The 15,552-nt window shown below is 69.1% G+C and carries 14 protein-coding genes; 2 read left to right on the top strand and 12 right to left on the bottom strand.

The genetic code is table 11. The features are described 5' to 3' along the window. Positions 1–19 precede the first annotated feature (19 nt). From ACZ5SK_RS27530 to ACZ5SK_RS27520, 3 genes are all read right to left on the bottom strand, one after another. Positions 20–1,081 carry an ABC transporter substrate-binding protein gene (locus ACZ5SK_RS27530; protein WP_334581141.1) on the bottom strand — a complete coding sequence of 354 codons (1,062 nt, stop codon included), beginning with the start codon at positions 1,079–1,081 and terminating at the stop codon, positions 20–22. A 140-nt stretch (positions 1,082–1,221) separates the two neighbouring features. Continuing rightward, on the bottom strand, positions 1,222–2,085 hold the full coding sequence (locus ACZ5SK_RS27525; protein ID WP_334576626.1) for an ABC transporter permease: 864 nt from the start codon (positions 2,083–2,085) through the stop codon (positions 1,222–1,224). Continuing rightward, complete coding sequence (locus ACZ5SK_RS27520; protein ID WP_334576628.1) at positions 2,075–2,890, bottom strand: ABC transporter ATP-binding protein; 816 nt, start codon at positions 2,888–2,890, stop codon at positions 2,075–2,077. Before ACZ5SK_RS27520 ends, ACZ5SK_RS27525 begins: the two co-directional genes overlap by 11 nt. Before the next feature lie 161 nt (positions 2,891–3,051). Between ACZ5SK_RS27520 and ACZ5SK_RS27515 the strand changes: the two genes are divergently transcribed. Continuing rightward, positions 3,052–3,744, top strand: coding sequence for a response regulator (locus ACZ5SK_RS27515; protein ID WP_319343504.1), 693 nt, complete (start codon positions 3,052–3,054; stop codon positions 3,742–3,744). Between the two features lie 158 nt (positions 3,745–3,902). Here the strand turns inward: ACZ5SK_RS27515 and ACZ5SK_RS27510 are convergent, their stop codons facing one another. The 6 genes from ACZ5SK_RS27510 to ACZ5SK_RS27485 all read right to left on the bottom strand — a co-directional run bounded on the left by ACZ5SK_RS27510 (position 3,903) and on the right by ACZ5SK_RS27485 (position 10,830). Continuing rightward, positions 3,903–5,495 carry a solute symporter family protein gene (locus ACZ5SK_RS27510; RefSeq protein ID WP_334576630.1) on the bottom strand — a complete coding sequence of 531 codons (1,593 nt, stop codon included), beginning with the start codon at positions 5,493–5,495 and terminating at the stop codon, positions 3,903–3,905. Then, the gene (locus ACZ5SK_RS27505; protein WP_334576631.1) at positions 5,492–6,070 is read right to left on the bottom strand and encodes a DUF485 domain-containing protein; all 579 of its coding nucleotides are present in this window, start codon (positions 6,068–6,070) and stop codon (positions 5,492–5,494) included. Before ACZ5SK_RS27505 ends, ACZ5SK_RS27510 begins: the two co-directional genes overlap by 4 nt. 80 nt (positions 6,071–6,150) lie before the next feature. Then, complete coding sequence (locus tag ACZ5SK_RS27500; protein ID WP_079659049.1) at positions 6,151–6,834, bottom strand: response regulator transcription factor; 684 nt, start codon at positions 6,832–6,834, stop codon at positions 6,151–6,153. Beyond that, positions 6,831–7,982: a sensor histidine kinase gene (locus ACZ5SK_RS27495; protein WP_334576632.1), complete on the bottom strand. Its 1,152-nt coding sequence runs from the start codon at positions 7,980–7,982 to the stop codon at positions 6,831–6,833. Before ACZ5SK_RS27495 ends, ACZ5SK_RS27500 begins: the two co-directional genes overlap by 4 nt. Continuing rightward, positions 7,979–8,500 carry a DUF1453 domain-containing protein gene (locus tag ACZ5SK_RS27490; RefSeq protein ID WP_334576633.1) on the bottom strand — a complete coding sequence of 174 codons (522 nt, stop codon included), beginning with the start codon at positions 8,498–8,500 and terminating at the stop codon, positions 7,979–7,981. Before ACZ5SK_RS27490 ends, ACZ5SK_RS27495 begins: the two co-directional genes overlap by 4 nt. Positions 8,501–8,709: 209 nt before the next feature. Beyond that, the gene (locus ACZ5SK_RS27485) at positions 8,710–10,830 is read right to left on the bottom strand and encodes a DNA gyrase/topoisomerase IV subunit B (RefSeq protein ID WP_334576634.1); all 2,121 of its coding nucleotides are present in this window, start codon (positions 10,828–10,830) and stop codon (positions 8,710–8,712) included. Between the two features lie 445 nt (positions 10,831–11,275). Between ACZ5SK_RS27485 and ACZ5SK_RS27480 the strand changes: the two genes are divergently transcribed. Then, positions 11,276–11,506, top strand: coding sequence for a DUF7455 domain-containing protein (locus tag ACZ5SK_RS27480; protein WP_079659053.1), 231 nt, complete (start codon positions 11,276–11,278; stop codon positions 11,504–11,506). A 123-nt stretch (positions 11,507–11,629) separates the two neighbouring features. Here the strand turns inward: ACZ5SK_RS27480 and ACZ5SK_RS27475 are convergent, their stop codons facing one another. The 3 genes from ACZ5SK_RS27475 to ACZ5SK_RS27465 all read right to left on the bottom strand — a co-directional run bounded on the left by ACZ5SK_RS27475 (position 11,630) and on the right by ACZ5SK_RS27465 (position 15,487). Further along, positions 11,630–12,496, bottom strand: coding sequence for a serine protease (locus tag ACZ5SK_RS27475; protein WP_457494423.1), 867 nt, complete (start codon positions 12,494–12,496; stop codon positions 11,630–11,632). A gap of 132 nt (positions 12,497–12,628) precedes the next feature. After that, positions 12,629–14,170: an RNA polymerase sigma factor gene (locus tag ACZ5SK_RS27470; protein ID WP_334576637.1), complete on the bottom strand. Its 1,542-nt coding sequence runs from the start codon at positions 14,168–14,170 to the stop codon at positions 12,629–12,631. A 429-nt stretch (positions 14,171–14,599) separates the two neighbouring features. Continuing rightward, positions 14,600–15,487 carry a FadR/GntR family transcriptional regulator gene (locus tag ACZ5SK_RS27465; protein ID WP_334576639.1) on the bottom strand — a complete coding sequence of 296 codons (888 nt, stop codon included), beginning with the start codon at positions 15,485–15,487 and terminating at the stop codon, positions 14,600–14,602. Positions 15,488–15,552 lie beyond the last annotated feature (65 nt).

Below are 15,552 nucleotides of genomic sequence, written 5' to 3'. Positions count from 1 at the left end.
CCCGCCGCCTGCTCGACCGTCAGCCCGTCGCCTTGTCGACGAACTCGGTCGTGTAGGTCTTGCTCAGGTCGACGTCGGCGTTCTGGATGTTCGTGTTGAACGCCTTGAGGACCTTCTCGACCGTCTCGGGACCGTTCTTGGGCATCACGCCGTCCTTGGTGAACATGGGCAGCGAGTTCTTGATGGCCACCGAGTACAGCATCTTGTTCCCCTGCGAGTAGTCGGCCGGCATCTTCTCGGCGATCTCGCCGGCGCTGTGTGTGGACATCCACTTGAGCGTCTTGACGAACGCGTTGGCCAGCTTCTGGACGGTGTCCTTGTGACCGTTGACCCAGTCCGTCTGCATGTACAGGCTTGACGACGGGTACGGTCCGCCGAGCGCCTCCTGCGAGCCCTGCGGGGTGCGCATGTCGAGGAGAATCTTCCCGGCCTTCTTGTCCAGGACGTTCGCCACGGTCGGGTCGGTCGTCATACCGCCGTCGATGGCGCCCTGCTGAAGCGCCGCGATGAAGGTCGGCCCCGCGCCCACGGCGACCGGGGTGAACTCGCTGACCTTCACGCCGTTCTTGACGGCGAGGTACTTGGTGAGGAAGTCCGTCGAGGAGCCGAGGCCCGTGACGCCGAGCTTCTTCCCCTTGAAGTCCTTGGGCGAGGCGATGTCGCCCTCCGCCTTGGTGGAGACGATCTCCACCTCGCCGGGGGCCTGCGAGAGCTGCACGACGGACTCCACCTCCTTGCCCTTCACCTGGAGGTCGAGCGTGTGGTCGTAGAAGCCGACGGCGCCCTGGACCTGGCCGGAGACGAGCGCGGTCTCGGCCTGCACACCGGCCGGCTCGCTCAGCAGTTCGACGTCGAGCCCCTCGGCGTCGAAGTAGCCCAGCCGCTGGGTGAGCATCGCGGGCAGATAGATGACCTTGTCCAGGCCGCCGACCATGATCTTGACCTTCGTGCCCTTGCCGTCCCCCTTGCTGCCCGAGCCGCTGGACGTGGTACTGGCCGCGTCGTTGGCGCAGGCGGTGAGCGAGGAGAGGGCGAGCAGGCCGGCGGCGGCCAGGGCCGCGTGTCTGGCGGTTGTGCGCATGCGCATGGCGGTTTCACGTCCTTGTGAGAGGGCGGTGCGGGGGTGAGGATCGTTCAACGAGGGGATGCGGGGGTGAGGGGATGCGGGGATGCGGGGATGCGGATCGTTCCGGGAAGAGCCGGCTGCGGCCGGCCGAAGGGTCAGCTGTCGGAACCCGACGGCTTCCACCGGAAGATGCGGCGCTCGGCGAAGGTCAGCAGCCCCTCGGCGACCAGGGCGACGGCGGCGAGGATGACCATCGCGGCGTACACACCGGCGGCGTTGAACGTGCCCTGCGACTGTGCGACGAGCAGGCCGATGCCCTTGGTCGCGCCGATGTACTCGCCGACGATGGCGCCGATGAGGGCGAAGCCGAAGCTGACGTGGAGGCTGGTGAAGATCCACGAGGTGGCGGACGGGATGACCACCTGAAGCGTCACCCTTCGGTCGCTCGCGCCGAGGATGCGGGCGTTGGCGACAAGGTTGCGGTCGACCTCGCGGGCACCCTGGAAGGCGTTGAAGAAGACCGGGAAGAACACCAGGACCACGGCCGAGGCGACCTTGGAGGCGGGGCCGAGGCCGAACCAGATCACGAAGATCGGGGCCAGGACGATCCTGGGTATGGAGTTGAGCACCTTGATGTAGGGACCGAGGACATCGGCGAGAAAGGTGATCCGCCCGAGCGCGATGCCGCACACGACACCGGTGACCACGCCGATGATCCAGCCGAGCAGCGCCTCGTTGAGCGTGTACCAGATCTGCTCGCCGAGGGAGCCGAGCGCGGTCCCGTGCGTGATCCAGGTCCAGATCTGGTCCCAGATCTTGGAGGGCATCGAGAAGTTGAACGGGTCGATGGTCTTGGCCCGCGAGAGCGCCTCCCACAGGGCGAGGACGGCCACCAGGAGGAGGACGCGGGCGGCCGCGACGACGATCCTGCGTCTGCGGGCGGCACGCGCGCGTGAGTGCGCGCGGTCCGGCGCCTGGGCCGTGTCGACGACCGGAGTGCTGAGCACGTCAGGCGACATGGGCGGCACCTCTTTCACGGGTGATGCGGACCTCTTCACCGAGGGACTCCCAGATCTCGCGGTAGATCTCGATGAACCGCGGCTCAAGACGCACCGACTCGACCTTGCGCGGGCGCGGCAGGTCGATGTCGAAGACGTGCTTCACGGTGGCCGGCCCCGCGGTCATGACCACGACCTTGTCGGCCAGCGCGATGGACTCCTCGAGGTCGTGGGTGACGAAGACCACAGACGCTCCGGTGCCCTCCCACAGCTCCAGGAGCTCGTCCGACATCAGGGCCCTGGTCTGCACGTCGAGCGCCGAGAACGGCTCGTCCATGAGCAGGATCTCGGGGTCGTTGACGAAGGTCGCGGCGAGGGCGACGCGTTTGCGCTGACCGCCGGAGAGCTGATGCGGGTAGCGGTCCTCGAAGGCGGCGAGCCCGACCCGGGCCAACCACTCGCGCGCCTTCAGCTTCGCCTCCGCCTTGGGCACTCCGCGGAAGCGGGGGCCGGCCATGACGTTGGACAGGACCGTGCGCCACGGGAACGTGGCGTCCTGCTGGAAGACGAAGCCGACCTTGTCGCCGACGCCCTGCACGGCCTGCCCGGCGACCAGTACCTCGCCTTGAGTGGGCTCTTCCAATCCGCTGACCAGCGTCAACGTGGTCGACTTGCCGCAGCCGGTCGGTCCGACGATGGCCACGAACTCGCCGCGCCCGACAGTGAGGTCGAGGTCCCGCACGGCCGTGTGCGGGGCACCCGACGGGGTCCTGAAGACCTTGCTCGCACCCCGCAACTCGATGGCGGGGCTGGTGTGTGCGCTCATGGCCGGGGACGGTAGAGGTGACCGGCGAGACAGCATCAGCCTTCTGGGCGCATGCGCTTCTTTTGCCTGCAGTAGCCTGTTGTGCTCGTTTTGCTCGCGCTACAACAGCGAAGCCGAAACATGGGCTTAACGCCCACCTGGCCTGCACGGAGAGAGGCCCGATGATTGACGTCCTGGTCGTGGACGACGACTTCCGTGTCGCCGAGATCAACGCCAAGTACGTGGGAAAGGTTCCCGGATTCCGGGTGGCCGCCCGCGCGCACAGTGCCGCCCAGGCACTGGCCGCCGTCGAGCGCGGCACCATCGACCTCGTGCTGCTCGACCACTACCTGCCCGACCAGACCGGTCTCCAGCTCGTCCACCGCATGCGGCAACAGGGCCACGGCACCGACGTCATCATGATCACGGCGGCCGGCGACGTCACGACGGTGCAGACCGCGATGCGCCTGGGCGCCCTGCACTACCTGGTCAAACCGTTCACCTTCGCCGCGCTGCGCACCCGCCTCGACTCCTACGCCGCCCTGCGCCGCACCGTGGACCGGGTGGGCGGGCACGGCATCGCCGGCCAGGAACAGGTCGACCGGATCTTCGGCGCCCTGCGCACCGCACCCGTGCCGTCCTCGCCCGGTCTGCCGAGCGGCCACTCGGAGCCGACCACGGACCTGATCTGCGCGGTCCTGCACCGCGCGAACCAGCCCTTGTCGGCCCACGAGGTCGCCGCCGAGACGGGCCTGAGCCGCTCCACCGCCCAGCGTTACCTCCGCCACCTGGAACAGGCCGGCCGCCTTCACCTCTCCCTGAAGTACGGCGACACCGGCCGCCCGGAACACCGATACGCGTGGGTGGCACCGTAGCCGTGAGCCGTGAGCCGAGTGGTGAGGGCTGAGGGGTGAGCGGTGAGGGGTGAGCGGTGATCCCGTTGCGGTACGGCGGTGGAGCAGCCGCCCGGCAGGCCGTTCCGCTCAGATCGGCTGATCGCTGGCCGAGCCTGCCGCTGGCTGAACGAAACCGCCTACGCGGCACCCGCTCCCGTCAGTGACCGCACCTCGGTCTCCGCGTGTTTGGCCTCGTCCGCGATCTCGGCCGAGGTGACCGTGCCCAGCCAGCCCGCCAGGAAGCCCAGCGGAATCGAGACCAGGCCGGGGTTCTGCAGGGGGAAGTACTGGAAGTCCACGGTCGGGAAGAGCGACTCCGGGCTGCCGGACACCACCGGCGACAGCACGACCAACGCCAGGGCAGGCACCAGCCCGCCGTACACCGCCCACACGGCGCCCCGCGTGGTGAAGCCCCGCCAGAACAGCGAGTACAGCAGGACCGGCAGGTTCGCGGAGGCCGCGACGGCGAAGGCGAGCCCGACCAGGAAGGCCACGTTGAGATCGCGGGCCAGCAGGCTGAGGGCGATCGCGACGATGCCGATGCCCACGGCGGCGGCCCGTGCCACCGCGACCTCGCTGCGAGGTTCGGCGCGCCGACGGCGCAAGGAGGCGTACAGGTCGTGCGCCACCGACGCCGAGGAGGCGAGCGTGACCCCGGCGACGACGGCGAGGATCGTGGCGAAGGCGACGGCCGCCACGACCGCGAACAGGACCGTGCCGCCCGTGGAGTCGGCGCCGCCGCCCAGATCGAGGGCGAGGAGGGGAACGGCCGTGTTCCCGGATGCGTTCGAGCCGCGTACGGCCTCCGGGCCGACGATCGCCGCCGCTCCGAAGCCCAGGACGATCGTCATCAGGTAGAACCCGCCGATGAGCCCGATCGACCAGACCGCGGACCGCCGGGCGGCCTGCGCGGTCGGCACGGTGTAGAAGCGGGACAGGATGTGCGGCAGCCCCGCCGTGCCCAGCACCAGCGCGAGCCCCAGGCTCATGAAGTCGAAGCGCGCCGTCCAGTCCCCGCCGTACTTCAGCCCGGGTGCCAGATAGGCGGAACCGTGGCCGCTGCGCTCGGCCGCCGTACGCAGCAACTGGTTGAAGTCACCGTGGAAACGCACCAGGACGAGTGCGGTGAGCACGACCGTGCCGCCCAGCAGCAGGACCGCCTTCACGATCTGAATCCACGTGGTGGCCCGCATCCCTCCCAACGACACATAGATCACCATGAGCGCACCGACGCCGATGACGGCCCAGGACCGGGCCGCCTCGCCGGTGTTCCCGAGGAGCAGCGCGACCAGGCTGCCCGCACCCACCATCTGCGCCACCAGATAGAGAACGGACACGGTGACCGAGGAGGTTCCCGCCGCGATCCGCACCGGCCGCTCGCTCATGCGCGCGGCGACCACGTCGGCGAGCGTGAACCGCCCGCAGTTGCGCACCAGTTCGGCGACGAGGAACAGCACCACCAGCCAGGCCACGAGGAAGCCCACCACGTACAGCAGACCGTCGTACCCGTACAGCGCGATCAGTCCGGTGGCGCCCAGGAAGGAGGCGGCCGACATGTAGTCGCCGGCGATGGCAAAACCATTCTCCATCGGGGAGAACAACCGCCCGCCCGCGTAGAACTCCTCCTGAGAACCCTGCCGGTTGCGGCCCACCCAGGTCGTGATCCCCAGCGTGACCGCGACGAAGGCGCTGAACAGCAGCAACGCCGGCGCTTGTTGGTTGCCGGTCACGACGCACCGCCCCTTGCTTCACGCGTCAGTTCCTGAGTGTCCCAGCGCAGTTCGAGCGCGGCACGGTCCCTGTGCAGCCGTGCGTGCCGGGCGTAGGCCCAGGTGAGCAGGAATGTGCTGAGGAACTGTCCGAGCCCCGCGAGCAACGCCACGTTCACCGCGCCGGCCACCGGCCGCGCCATGAACGCGGGCGCGGTCGTCGCGGTCACGACGTACGCCACGTACCAGACGAAGAAACCGGCGACCGCCGGCACCACGAACCGCCGGTACCTGCTGCGCACCTCCTGGAAGGCCGCGCTGCGCTGCACCTCGAGGTAGACCTGGGCCGCCGCGACGGCTCCGGTCCGCCGCTCCCGACGTGCCCCCGGGACCTCGGCCGCCTCCGTGACCGTGCCGGCCGACTCGCCCCAGCCCGAGGCGAGCGCGTCATACCACGGGTCCTCGTAGCGCATGTCTCCTGGCGCTTCGGCGAATGCCCGGACTTGACGCTGATGGTGCTCGTCCCCGTATGGCGTGGGACCGCCGACCTCGGAGCCGTCCCCGTCGGTGCGGGCACGGCCGTTGCTTGACTGCATGCCCAAGGATGGACAGAACGGGAAGATCCGCGACTCTTCTTCCCTGCACACTTCACCCCATCAGGTGACCGACGGGCCGTTCATCCCGTCGGCGGCCGTACCAGCCCCATCCGGTACGCATAACGCACCGCCTGGGCGCGGCCCTTGATGCCCGTCTTGGTGAACATGTTGTTGATGTGGGTCTTCACCGTCGCGGTGGACACGCTCAGCCTGCGCGCGATCTCCTGATTGCTCAGCCCCTCGGCGATCAGCACCAGCACCTCCGCCTCCCGTGTCGTCAGCCCGTCGGGCACGGCAGCGGGCTCCGCCGGCTCCGGTTCAGGCGCCGACAGGCGCTCCAGCAGCCTCCGCTGCACACTCGGCGACAGCCCCGCGTCCCCGGACAGCACACTGTGCACGGCCCGGACGATCTCGTCCCCACCGGCGTCCTTGGTGAGGTACCCCCGGGCTCCCGCTTTCAGCGCCGGGAACAGGGAGTCGTCGTCCGCGTAGGTCGTGAGCACCACGACCTGGGTTCCGGGATGCTCCGACCGGATCCGCCGGGTCGCCTCCACTCCGTCGCAGCGGGGCATCCGCAGGTCCATCAGCACCACATCGGGAGCCAGTTCGGCGACGAGCCGCACCGCCTCGTCCCCGTCCCCGGCGGCGCCCACGACCTCGACCCCCGGCAACAGCCCCAGCAGCATCACGATGCCTTCCCGGACGACCGTCTGATCGTCCGCGACCACCACCCTGGCGGGCTTCTTCTCCGCCTCCGCCGTCATACCGGCACCTTCAGCGTCACCACGAAACCTTCCTCGTCCGGTCCGGCAGCGAGCGATCCGCCCAGCAGTTCGGCGCGCTCCCGCATGCCCAGCAGACCGTACCCGCCTCCCGCCTGGGCGAGTTCGCCCGGCGAACCCCCCGAGTCCCGCACGTCCAGGGTGACTTCATGCGGTCCGTACTCCAGCCGCACCCGCACTTTCGCGCCCGGAGCGTGCTTGCGGACGTTCGTCAGAGCTTCCTGGGCGACCCTTCGCACCGCTTGTGACGCCTCGGCCGGCAGGTGTCTGCGTTCACCCTCAACGGTGACCTCGGCGCCGTGCGACGCGCGGACGAGGTCGGTCAGGAAGTTCTCCAGCGGTGTCAGATCGCCGCGCAGCGCGGAGAGCGACTGTCTGGTCTCCTCGAGACCGTCGCGGGCCATCCCGCGTGCCGCCACCACGCGGTCGAGGACCTGCTCGCGGTCCGCGCCCCGCTCGATCAGCAGCCGGGCCGCTTCCAGGTGCACGAGCTGCGCCGAGAGACTGTGCGCCAGGACATCGTGGATCTCCCGGGCGATGCGGGCCCGCTCCGCGAGCGCGGCCGACTCGGCCTCGGCCGCACGCGCCGCACGCTCCTGGGCGAGCAGTCGCTGGGCGTTGCCCCGGGCTTCGGCGTCCAGGCGCAGCGTGTACCCGGCGAGGGCCATCCCGCCGATCGTGGCGGCTGTGGTCAGCCACACGTCGTTGTTCACGGCCGCATACGAGGCGAGCGCGACCGAGGCGACGGGCAGCGCCACCGCCAGGGGCATCCGTTCCAGTGCCGCGACGCCGCAGCCGCACCACAGAACGAGGGCGGGTTCTCGGAAACCCACGAACTGGGCGCCGACGGCCAGCGTGAGCAGGAGGAGGATGAGGGCCAGCGACGGCCAGAGCCGGTGCTGGAGCGTGGCCCGCCAGAAACACCAGGCCAGCCCGGCCGTCAGGAGGACTCCCGCGGCGCCCGCCGCCGTAACCCAGCCGTTGACCCGGCTGTCATGGAAGGCACTCCACAAGAGAATGCCGAGAAGCAGCAGCCGTACACCCCAGGCGATCAGGCGTCGGGAACCCGTCGTCCCCTCGCGGCCCAGCGCCTCCCGAGAAGGCCAGCGTGTCCAGGCGTTCTCCGTCACACGCGCTCCTTCCACGCGGACCGGGGCAGGTGGTCACCGTATGCCGTGGCCGCAGTGACCTGGCTCAGGGACTGTGTGCGCCAGATCAGTATCCCGGAGCGGACCAGCAGGGTGCCCGCGAGCCCCAGCATCAGGTCCGAACTGTGCTGGTGGACGCCCATCAGCGCACCGACCGCGAAGAGGCCCGCCCGCAGACCGATGCCGACGGCCCAGACGGCCGCGCTCGCCTTCGTGCTCTTGCTCCACACCGCGCCGTCCGGCTCCACCCAGATGCGCGTGGTCCATGCCCAGGCGGCTCCCATGACCAGGCTGACGACCACTTCGGCGCCGAGCACCAGGACCGATTCGGTGGGGTGACGGGCGTCGAGGAGGCCGGGCTCGCGCAGCGCTATGACGGCCAGGATCCCGGGCAGCAGCCACCATCGCCGGTCCGTGTCCATGCGGCTTGCGCGGAACTGCCGCACGATCACCAGCACGGCCACGGCCACGATCACCAGTGCGTTGAGGAGCCCGGACATCACAGCCTCCGTGAGCGGGAAGGGGATGCCGGCAGCGAGTGCTGCCGACGCCTTCGACGCTACGGAATCGCGACGCTCCGCATATCGGAGCGGGGGTGGATCATGGGTGGATATGCGAAGGTCCGGGTTCTCCACCCGCGGGTGGAGAACCCGGACCCGCTCGTCCCGGCCGGAGAGCCGCAGAGCCGAGGCCGAGCCGAGCCCGGCCGCTACGCGTCGATGCGGGACCGGTCCAGCGTCGCCGCCGAGCTTGAGATGAACTCCTTGCGCGGCGCCACGTCGTTACCCATGAGCAGGTCGAACACCTGCTCCGCCGAATCGAGGTCGGAGAGGTTGATGCGCCGCAGGGTGCGGTGGCGGGGGTCCATCGTCGTCTCGGCCAGCTGGTCTGCGTCCATCTCGCCGAGACCCTTGTAGCGCTGGATGGAGTCCTTGTACCGGACGCCCTTGCTCTGGAACTCCATGAGCTTGTCGCGCAGCTCGCGGTCCGAGTACGTGTACACGTACTTGTCCTGGCCCTTCTTGGGCTGGATGAGTTCGATGCGGTGCAGCGGCGGCACCGCGGCGAACACCCGGCCGGCCTCGACCATGGGCCGCATGTAGCGGTGGAACAGGGTCAGCAGGAGGGTCCTGATGTGGGAGCCGTCGACATCGGCGTCGGTCATCATGATGATCTTGCCGTAACGGGCCGCGTCGATGTCGAAGGTGCGGCCGGAGCCCGCTCCTATGACCTGGATGATCGCACCGCACTCCGCGTTCTTGAGCATGTCGGTCACGGACGACTTCTGAACGTTGAGGATCTTGCCCCGGATCGGCAGCAGCGCCTGGAACTCGGAGTTGCGGGCGAGCTTCGCCGTACCGAGCGCGGAGTCTCCCTCGACGATGAACAGCTCGCTGCGCTCGACGTCGTCGCTGCGGCAGTCGGCCAGCTTCGCGGGCAGGGACGAGGACTCCAGTGCCGTCTTGCGGCGCTGTGCGTCCTTGTGCTGCCGGGCCGCGATACGCGTCCGGGCCGCGGCGACCGCCTTCTCCATGACGACCCGCGCCTGAGCTGCGGCATCGCGCTTGGTGGAGGTCAGGAACGCCTTGAGTTCCCTGGAGATCACGGTGTTCACGATGCGCCGGGCCGCCGAGGTGCCGAGGACCTCCTTGGTCTGGCCCTCGAACTGGGGCTCGGCGAGGCGGACGGTGACGACCGCGGTCAGGCCCTCCAGGGCGTCGTCCTTGACGATGTCGTCCTCGGCGACACGCAGCAGCTTCTTGGCCCGCAGCACCTCGTTCATCGTCTTGGCGACCGCCTGCTCGAAGCCGGCGACGTGAGTGCCGCCCTTGGGCGTGGCGATGATGTTGACGAACGACCGGAGCATCGTGTCGTAGCCGGTGCCCCAGCGCAGCGCCACGTCGACGCCGAGCTCGCGGGTGACCTCCGTCGGGGTCATCTGCCCGTGCTCGTCCAGGACCGGGACCGTCTCCTTGAACGTGCCCTGCCCCGTGAAGCGCAGGACGTCGCAGACGGGCTTGTCGGTGGCCAGGTACTCGCAGAACTCGCTGATGCCGCCGTCGAAGCGGAAGGACTCCTCGCCCTTGCTGCCGCCCTCGCCGAGGCCGTACTCGTCGCGCACGACGATGGTCAGGCCGGGCACCAGGAACGCGGTCTGGCGGGCCCGCTGGTGGAGGGTCTCCAGGGAGAGCTTGGCGTCCTTGAGGAAGATCTGACGGTCGGCCCAGTACCGCACCCGCGTGCCGGTGCGGTTCTTGGCGATCCTCTTGACCTTGCGCAGGCCGCCCGTCTCGAACTTGGCGTCGGGGCCGTCCGCGGCGAAGGCGCCCGGGACTCCTCGGCGGAAGCTGATGGCGTGCGTGTGGCCGCTCCGGTCCACCTCGACGTCGAGTCGGGCGGACAGGGCGTTGACCACGGAGGCGCCGACGCCGTGCAGACCGCCGGAGGCGGCGTAGGAGCCGCCGCCGAACTTGCCGCCGGCGTGCAGCTTGGTCATGACGACCTCGACGCCGGACAGGCCGGTCTTGGGCTCGACGTCGACCGGGATGCCACGGCCGTTGTCACGGACCTCGACCGAGGCGTCGTCGTGAAGGATCACCTCGATGTTGTCGCAGTATCCGCCCAGGGCTTCGTCGACGGAATTGTCGATGATCTCCCAAAGGCAGTGCATCAGACCACGGCTGTCGGTCGAGCCGATGTACATACCCGGGCGCTTCCGCACGGCCTCGAGGCCCTCGAGGACGAGCAGGTGCCGCGCGGTGTAGTTGGAACCGTCCCGGTCTGCTCCTGCCAGCAGCGCTGTGGACGGCACGGACGTTTCGGCGGTCACGCGGTTCGCTCCTCGCTGAATTTCAGTTGGGGCCCTTCTGGGTAAGGGCGCGGCTTGGTTCACCGCCAAGAGGGTACCGAGGCCTGGTAGAGCCGTTGTCACGCCACCCTCGTGTCAAACTCAGACTAGTCCAGCGTCGCATACGTGTTCGATCCCTCGATGGAGTGAAGTACATATCACGTTCCCTTCGAGGCATGAACCATTTAGGCTCCGGGCACGTCCTCATGAACAAACCGGCAAGCCAGCCGGGAGGATCGAACCATGACCGACAGCGCGAAACCGTAAGCACTACAGACCACGCAATACGGCACATTCGCCGCCAAACCGGCAGCAGACGGCCACCTCGGAAAGATTTTTTCGAGGAGAAGCCACGAGCGGGAACGTTTTGGGGCTGGTTGGATGTTGACCCTGGTACGACAGCTCGTCGAGCTAGAGAAGAGGCGACGTGACTACTGTTCTGACCCCCGCGAGCCCGCTGACGGCCGCTGACCGCTGCGACCGCTGCGGCGCCCAGGCGTACGTGCGCGTCGTCCTGCTCAGCGGCGGAGAACTGCTCTTCTGCGCCCACCACGGCCGCAAGTTCGAGCCGGAACTCAAGAAGATCGCCGCCGAGATACAGGATGAGACGGAGCGGCTGACGACCGTTCCGGCGTCCGTCTCCGAAGAAGAGCGCTGATCCTGCGCGTCCACGACGAGCGAGAACCGGCACAGGCCGGTGTGCGGGCGGCCGTCCCTGGTCCCAGGGGCGGCCGCCCGTTCTCGTGTCGCGCATCCCCGGCCCTCGCCGTGGGAGGCCCGCTCAGGCGCGCTCAGGAGCTTTGTGGGGCCTCCGAGTGCCCGCGCCCCAGCCCAGTGTCCGTACGGCGTCGGAAACCCGTGTGTAGACGCCCGGGCTTCCCGGCCGCCCACAGCCGTCGCCCCACGACACGAGCCCGATGAGCCGGCCACCCGCGACCAGCGGACCTCCGCTGTCCCCCTGGCAGGCGTCACGGCCGCCCCGCACCTCTCCGGCGCAGACCATGCTCCGCGCGACGTACGTGCCGTCGGCCGATCCCGGATACGCCATTTCGCAGCGTGTGTCGGACAGCACATGCAGACTGGCCGCCCGCAGCCTGTGCGCGTACGCACCGAACCCCGTGAGGTCACCCCAGCCGTAGACGACGGCGTCCGTGCCGGGCGCGTATGCCGGGTCGCCCTCGCCCGCCATGGCGATGATCGATGCCGCCGGGAGCGGCTCGGCCAGGGTGAGCACGGCGAAGTCCCCGGCGTTGCTGGAACTGTCGTAGCCCGGGTTCACCCAGACGCTGCGTACGGAGACCTCCCGGCCCGTGTCCGCGTACAGGTCCGTACGGCCCGCGACGACCTTCAGATCGGTCGCCTTGGCCGGCGGCACTCCCAGGACATCCTCGCCCATACAGTGGGCCGCGGTGAGCACGGTCGACGGGCCGACCGCCACGCCTCCGCAGAACTGCCCCGAGCGCATACCTCCGAACCGGTCACGGCTGGACAGCGCGACCGTCCACGGACTCTGGGAGACGTCGATCGGATAGCCTCCCAGCACGACGCCGTCGGAGGCCGCCGGGGCGGCGGAGGCCAACGGTATGGCCATGGCCATGGCCGCCAGGATCAACGGCCGGGCCAAGCCCCGGACAAAAGGACGACGCATGCGCGCTCCTCACTCTGGAGTGGTCGATGAACACCCAGAGTCATTCAGGGCGCGGCGCCCCGCACCCGCGCGCCGACGACGAAGGCCCGGCTCCCCGAGGGGAACCGGGCCTTCGTGCCGTACGGCTACGACCTAGTCGAGGTAGTCGCGCAGCACCTGCGAACGGGACGGGTGGCGCAGCTTCGACATGGTCTTGGACTCGATCTGGCGGATGCGCTCGCGCGTGACGCCGTACACCTTGCCGATCTCGTCGAGGGTCTTCGGCTGACCGTCGGTGAGACCGAACCGCATGGAGACGACGCCTGCCTCGCGCTCCGACAGGGTGTCGAGGACGGAGTGCAGCTGCTCCTGCAGGAGGGTGAAGCTGACGGCGTCGGCCGGGACGACGGCCTCGGAGTCCTCGATGAGGTCACCGAACTCGCTGTCGCCGTCCTCGCCCAGCGGGGTGTGCAGCGAGATGGGCTCGCGGCCGTACTTCTGGACCTCGATGACCTTCTCGGGGGTCATGTCGAGTTCCTTGGCCAGCTCCTCCGGGGTGGGCTCGCGGCCCAGGTCCTGGAGCATCTGGCGCTGCACGCGCGCGAGCTTGTTGATGACCTCGACCATGTGCACCGGGATACGGATGGTGCGGGCCTGGTCGGCCATCGCGCGGGTGATCGCCTGACGGATCCACCAGGTGGCGTACGTGGAGAACTTGTAGCCCTTGGTGTAGTCGAACTTCTCGACCGCGCGGATCAGACCGAGGTTGCCCTCCTGGATGAGGTCCAGGAAGAGCATGCCGCGGCCGGTGTAGCGCTTGGCCAGGGAGACCACCAGGCGGAGGTTGGCCTCCAGGAGGTGGTTCTTGGCGCGCCGGCCGTCCTCGGCGATGATCTCCAGCTCGCGCTTGAGCTTGGGGGCGAGCTTGTCGGCGTTGGCCAGCTTGTCCTCGGCGAACAGACCGGCCTCGATGCGCTTGGCGAGCTCGACCTCCTGCTCGGCGTTGAGCAGGGGAACCTTGCCGATCTGCTTGAGGTAGTCCTTGACCGGGTCGGCGGTGGCGCCGGCCGCGGCGACCTGCTGGGCGGGGGCGTCGTCCTCGTCCTCGTCGGAGAGTACGAAGCCGGCGCTCTCGGTGCCCTCGGGCTCGTCGCCGGTCTTGGGAGCGTCCTCGAGGACCTCTTCCTCGACCAGCTCGGCGTCGTCCTTCTTGGCGGTGGTCTTCTTGGCCACCGTCTTCTTGGCGACGGTCTTCTTCGCGACCGTCTTCTTGGCGGTCGTCGTCTTCTTGGCGGCCGCCTTCTTGGCAGGGGCGGCTTCTTCTGCGGGGTCGTCCACAGCGGGTGCCACCGGGGCGGCCGCGGTGGTGGCGGTGGCCTTCCTCGTGGTCACAGTCTTCGCCGCGACCGTCTTGGTGGCGGTGCGCTTGGCCGGACTCTTCGCTGCGACGCTCTTTCGGGTGCGCTTGGGCTCCGCGGCACTGACCATCAGCGTCACACCCTCTTCCTCGAGGATCTGGTTGAGGCTGCGCAGTACGTTCTTCCACTGAGTGGCCGGAATCTGGTCAGCTTCGAAGGCCCGACGCACATCGTCGCCGGCGATCTGCCCCTCAGCCTTTCCCCGCTCAATGAGCGCCATGACAGAGACGGACTCGGCGATCTCCGGCGGGAGCGTACGGGATGTGCTGGCCGACACGAACAACCTCTCGGAACGTTGGAAAACGGCTTCCGGCCCCGTCCACGATGGACAGGAGCCGACCACCGGCCTGGGGGTGGGCCGACGGCGCGGGCGGGGGCCGGGAGGATGCACAGCGCCTTCAACGACGTCCGTATTCCCTCCGCGGCTGCCACCTCTTAGGTCATCGCGTTGTTTCCACAAGCGTTACGCCCAATCTTCGTGGCCCGAGTCACACCCCGTAAGCGTGCATAAACGGTCAGACACGGGCAGAAGCGGTCACCTGTGGTGTCTACCCGAGCCGCCGTGACCGAATCCCACCACATCGACCGTCGGACCCCGCAGCCCCCGTTTCGGGTTCTGCGGGGTCCGACGGCAATGCGGGTGAACCGGCCGGGGACGACGCGGGAGGGGAAGACCTCCCCGACCGCTCCCACCTGTCGGGTACGGTCAGTGCTCGCGCGGCGCCGGCACGACGCGCTCCACCTCGGGATGAACGGTGAGCAGCTGCCTCATGGCCGTCTCGGCCGCGGCGCCGTCGCCCGCGGCGAGGGCGCCGACGATCCTGCCGTGACACCCGAGCGACGCATCGTTCGGCCGGTCGCAGCCTGTGACCGGGCCGCCGGAGACCTGGAGGGCGGACGACACGATCCCGGAAAGGTGCTCCAGCATGCGGTTGCTCGCGACCTGGATGAGCAGCGAGTGGAACTCGGCGTCGGCCCGGGAGTAGGTGAGCGCGTCGCCCTGCCCCATGGCGTGCGCCATGATCTCGACCATGTCGGACAGGCGCTGCTGGATGTCGGCGCGCCCGTGCCCGGCGGCGAGGCGGGCGGCGAGCGGCTCGATCGTCCAGCGCAGTTCGCTGAGCTCGCGCCGCTGGTCGTCGCGCTGGGGACCGAAGGCCCGCCACTCGATGATGTCCGGGTCGAGGAGATTCCAGTCGCTCACGGGACGCACGCGCGTGCCGACGTTCGGCCGGGCGCTGACCAGGCCCTTGGCCTCGAGGACGCGCAGCGACTCGCGGACGACGGTGCGGGACACCTCGAACCGCTGGCCGATCTCCTCGGGCACCAGCGGACGGTCGGCACCCAGGTCGCCCGAGACGATCATCTGGCCCAGCTGCTGGACGAGTTGGCCGTGCAGTCCGCGTCCGCGGCTGCCCGCGGTGCGGCGGCCCACGCGGCCCAGCTCGGGGTCCGCGCTCTCCCAGACGGGAGCTCCGACGCGGTCGGCGGACGGGGCCTCGGCGTAGGGGTAGCGGTCGAGTTCGCCCGGGCCGGCCAGACCGGAGTCGGCGGAGCGGGCGGCGGTCATCATGGTGTGCGCAAGGGTACTCACGGATCCTTTGTCGGCGCTGCCTCCAACTCCCTTGAGGTCTTTGGTGAAAAGCACACGAAAGGGTG

Source organism: Streptomyces sp. NPDC031474 (assembly GCF_055581185.1).
Note: the sequence above shows the minus strand (reverse complement) of the source record. Positions and strands in the feature narration are given on the sequence as shown.

Bases quoted from the DNA above. Each gene is read 5' to 3' on its own strand.
- ACZ5SK_RS27530 (WP_334581141.1), bottom strand. From the start codon at position 1,081: ATGCGCACAACCGCCAGACACGCGGCCCTGGCCGCCGCCGGCCTGCTC.
- ACZ5SK_RS27525 (WP_334576626.1), bottom strand. From the start codon at position 2,085: ATGTCGCCTGACGTGCTCAGCACTCCGGTCGTCGACACGGCCCAGGCG.
- ACZ5SK_RS27520 (WP_334576628.1), bottom strand. From the start codon at position 2,890: ATGAGCGCACACACCAGCCCCGCCATCGAGTTGCGGGGTGCGAGCAAG.
- ACZ5SK_RS27515 (WP_319343504.1), top strand. From the start codon at position 3,052: ATGATTGACGTCCTGGTCGTGGACGACGACTTCCGTGTCGCCGAGATC.
- ACZ5SK_RS27505 (WP_334576631.1), bottom strand. From the start codon at position 6,070: ATGCAGTCAAGCAACGGCCGTGCCCGCACCGACGGGGACGGCTCCGAG.
- ACZ5SK_RS27500 (WP_079659049.1), bottom strand. From the start codon at position 6,834: ATGACGGCGGAGGCGGAGAAGAAGCCCGCCAGGGTGGTGGTCGCGGAC.
- ACZ5SK_RS27490 (WP_334576633.1), bottom strand. From the start codon at position 8,500: ATGTCCGGGCTCCTCAACGCACTGGTGATCGTGGCCGTGGCCGTGCTG.
- ACZ5SK_RS27475 (WP_457494423.1), bottom strand. From the start codon at position 12,496: ATGCGTCGTCCTTTTGTCCGGGGCTTGGCCCGGCCGTTGATCCTGGCG.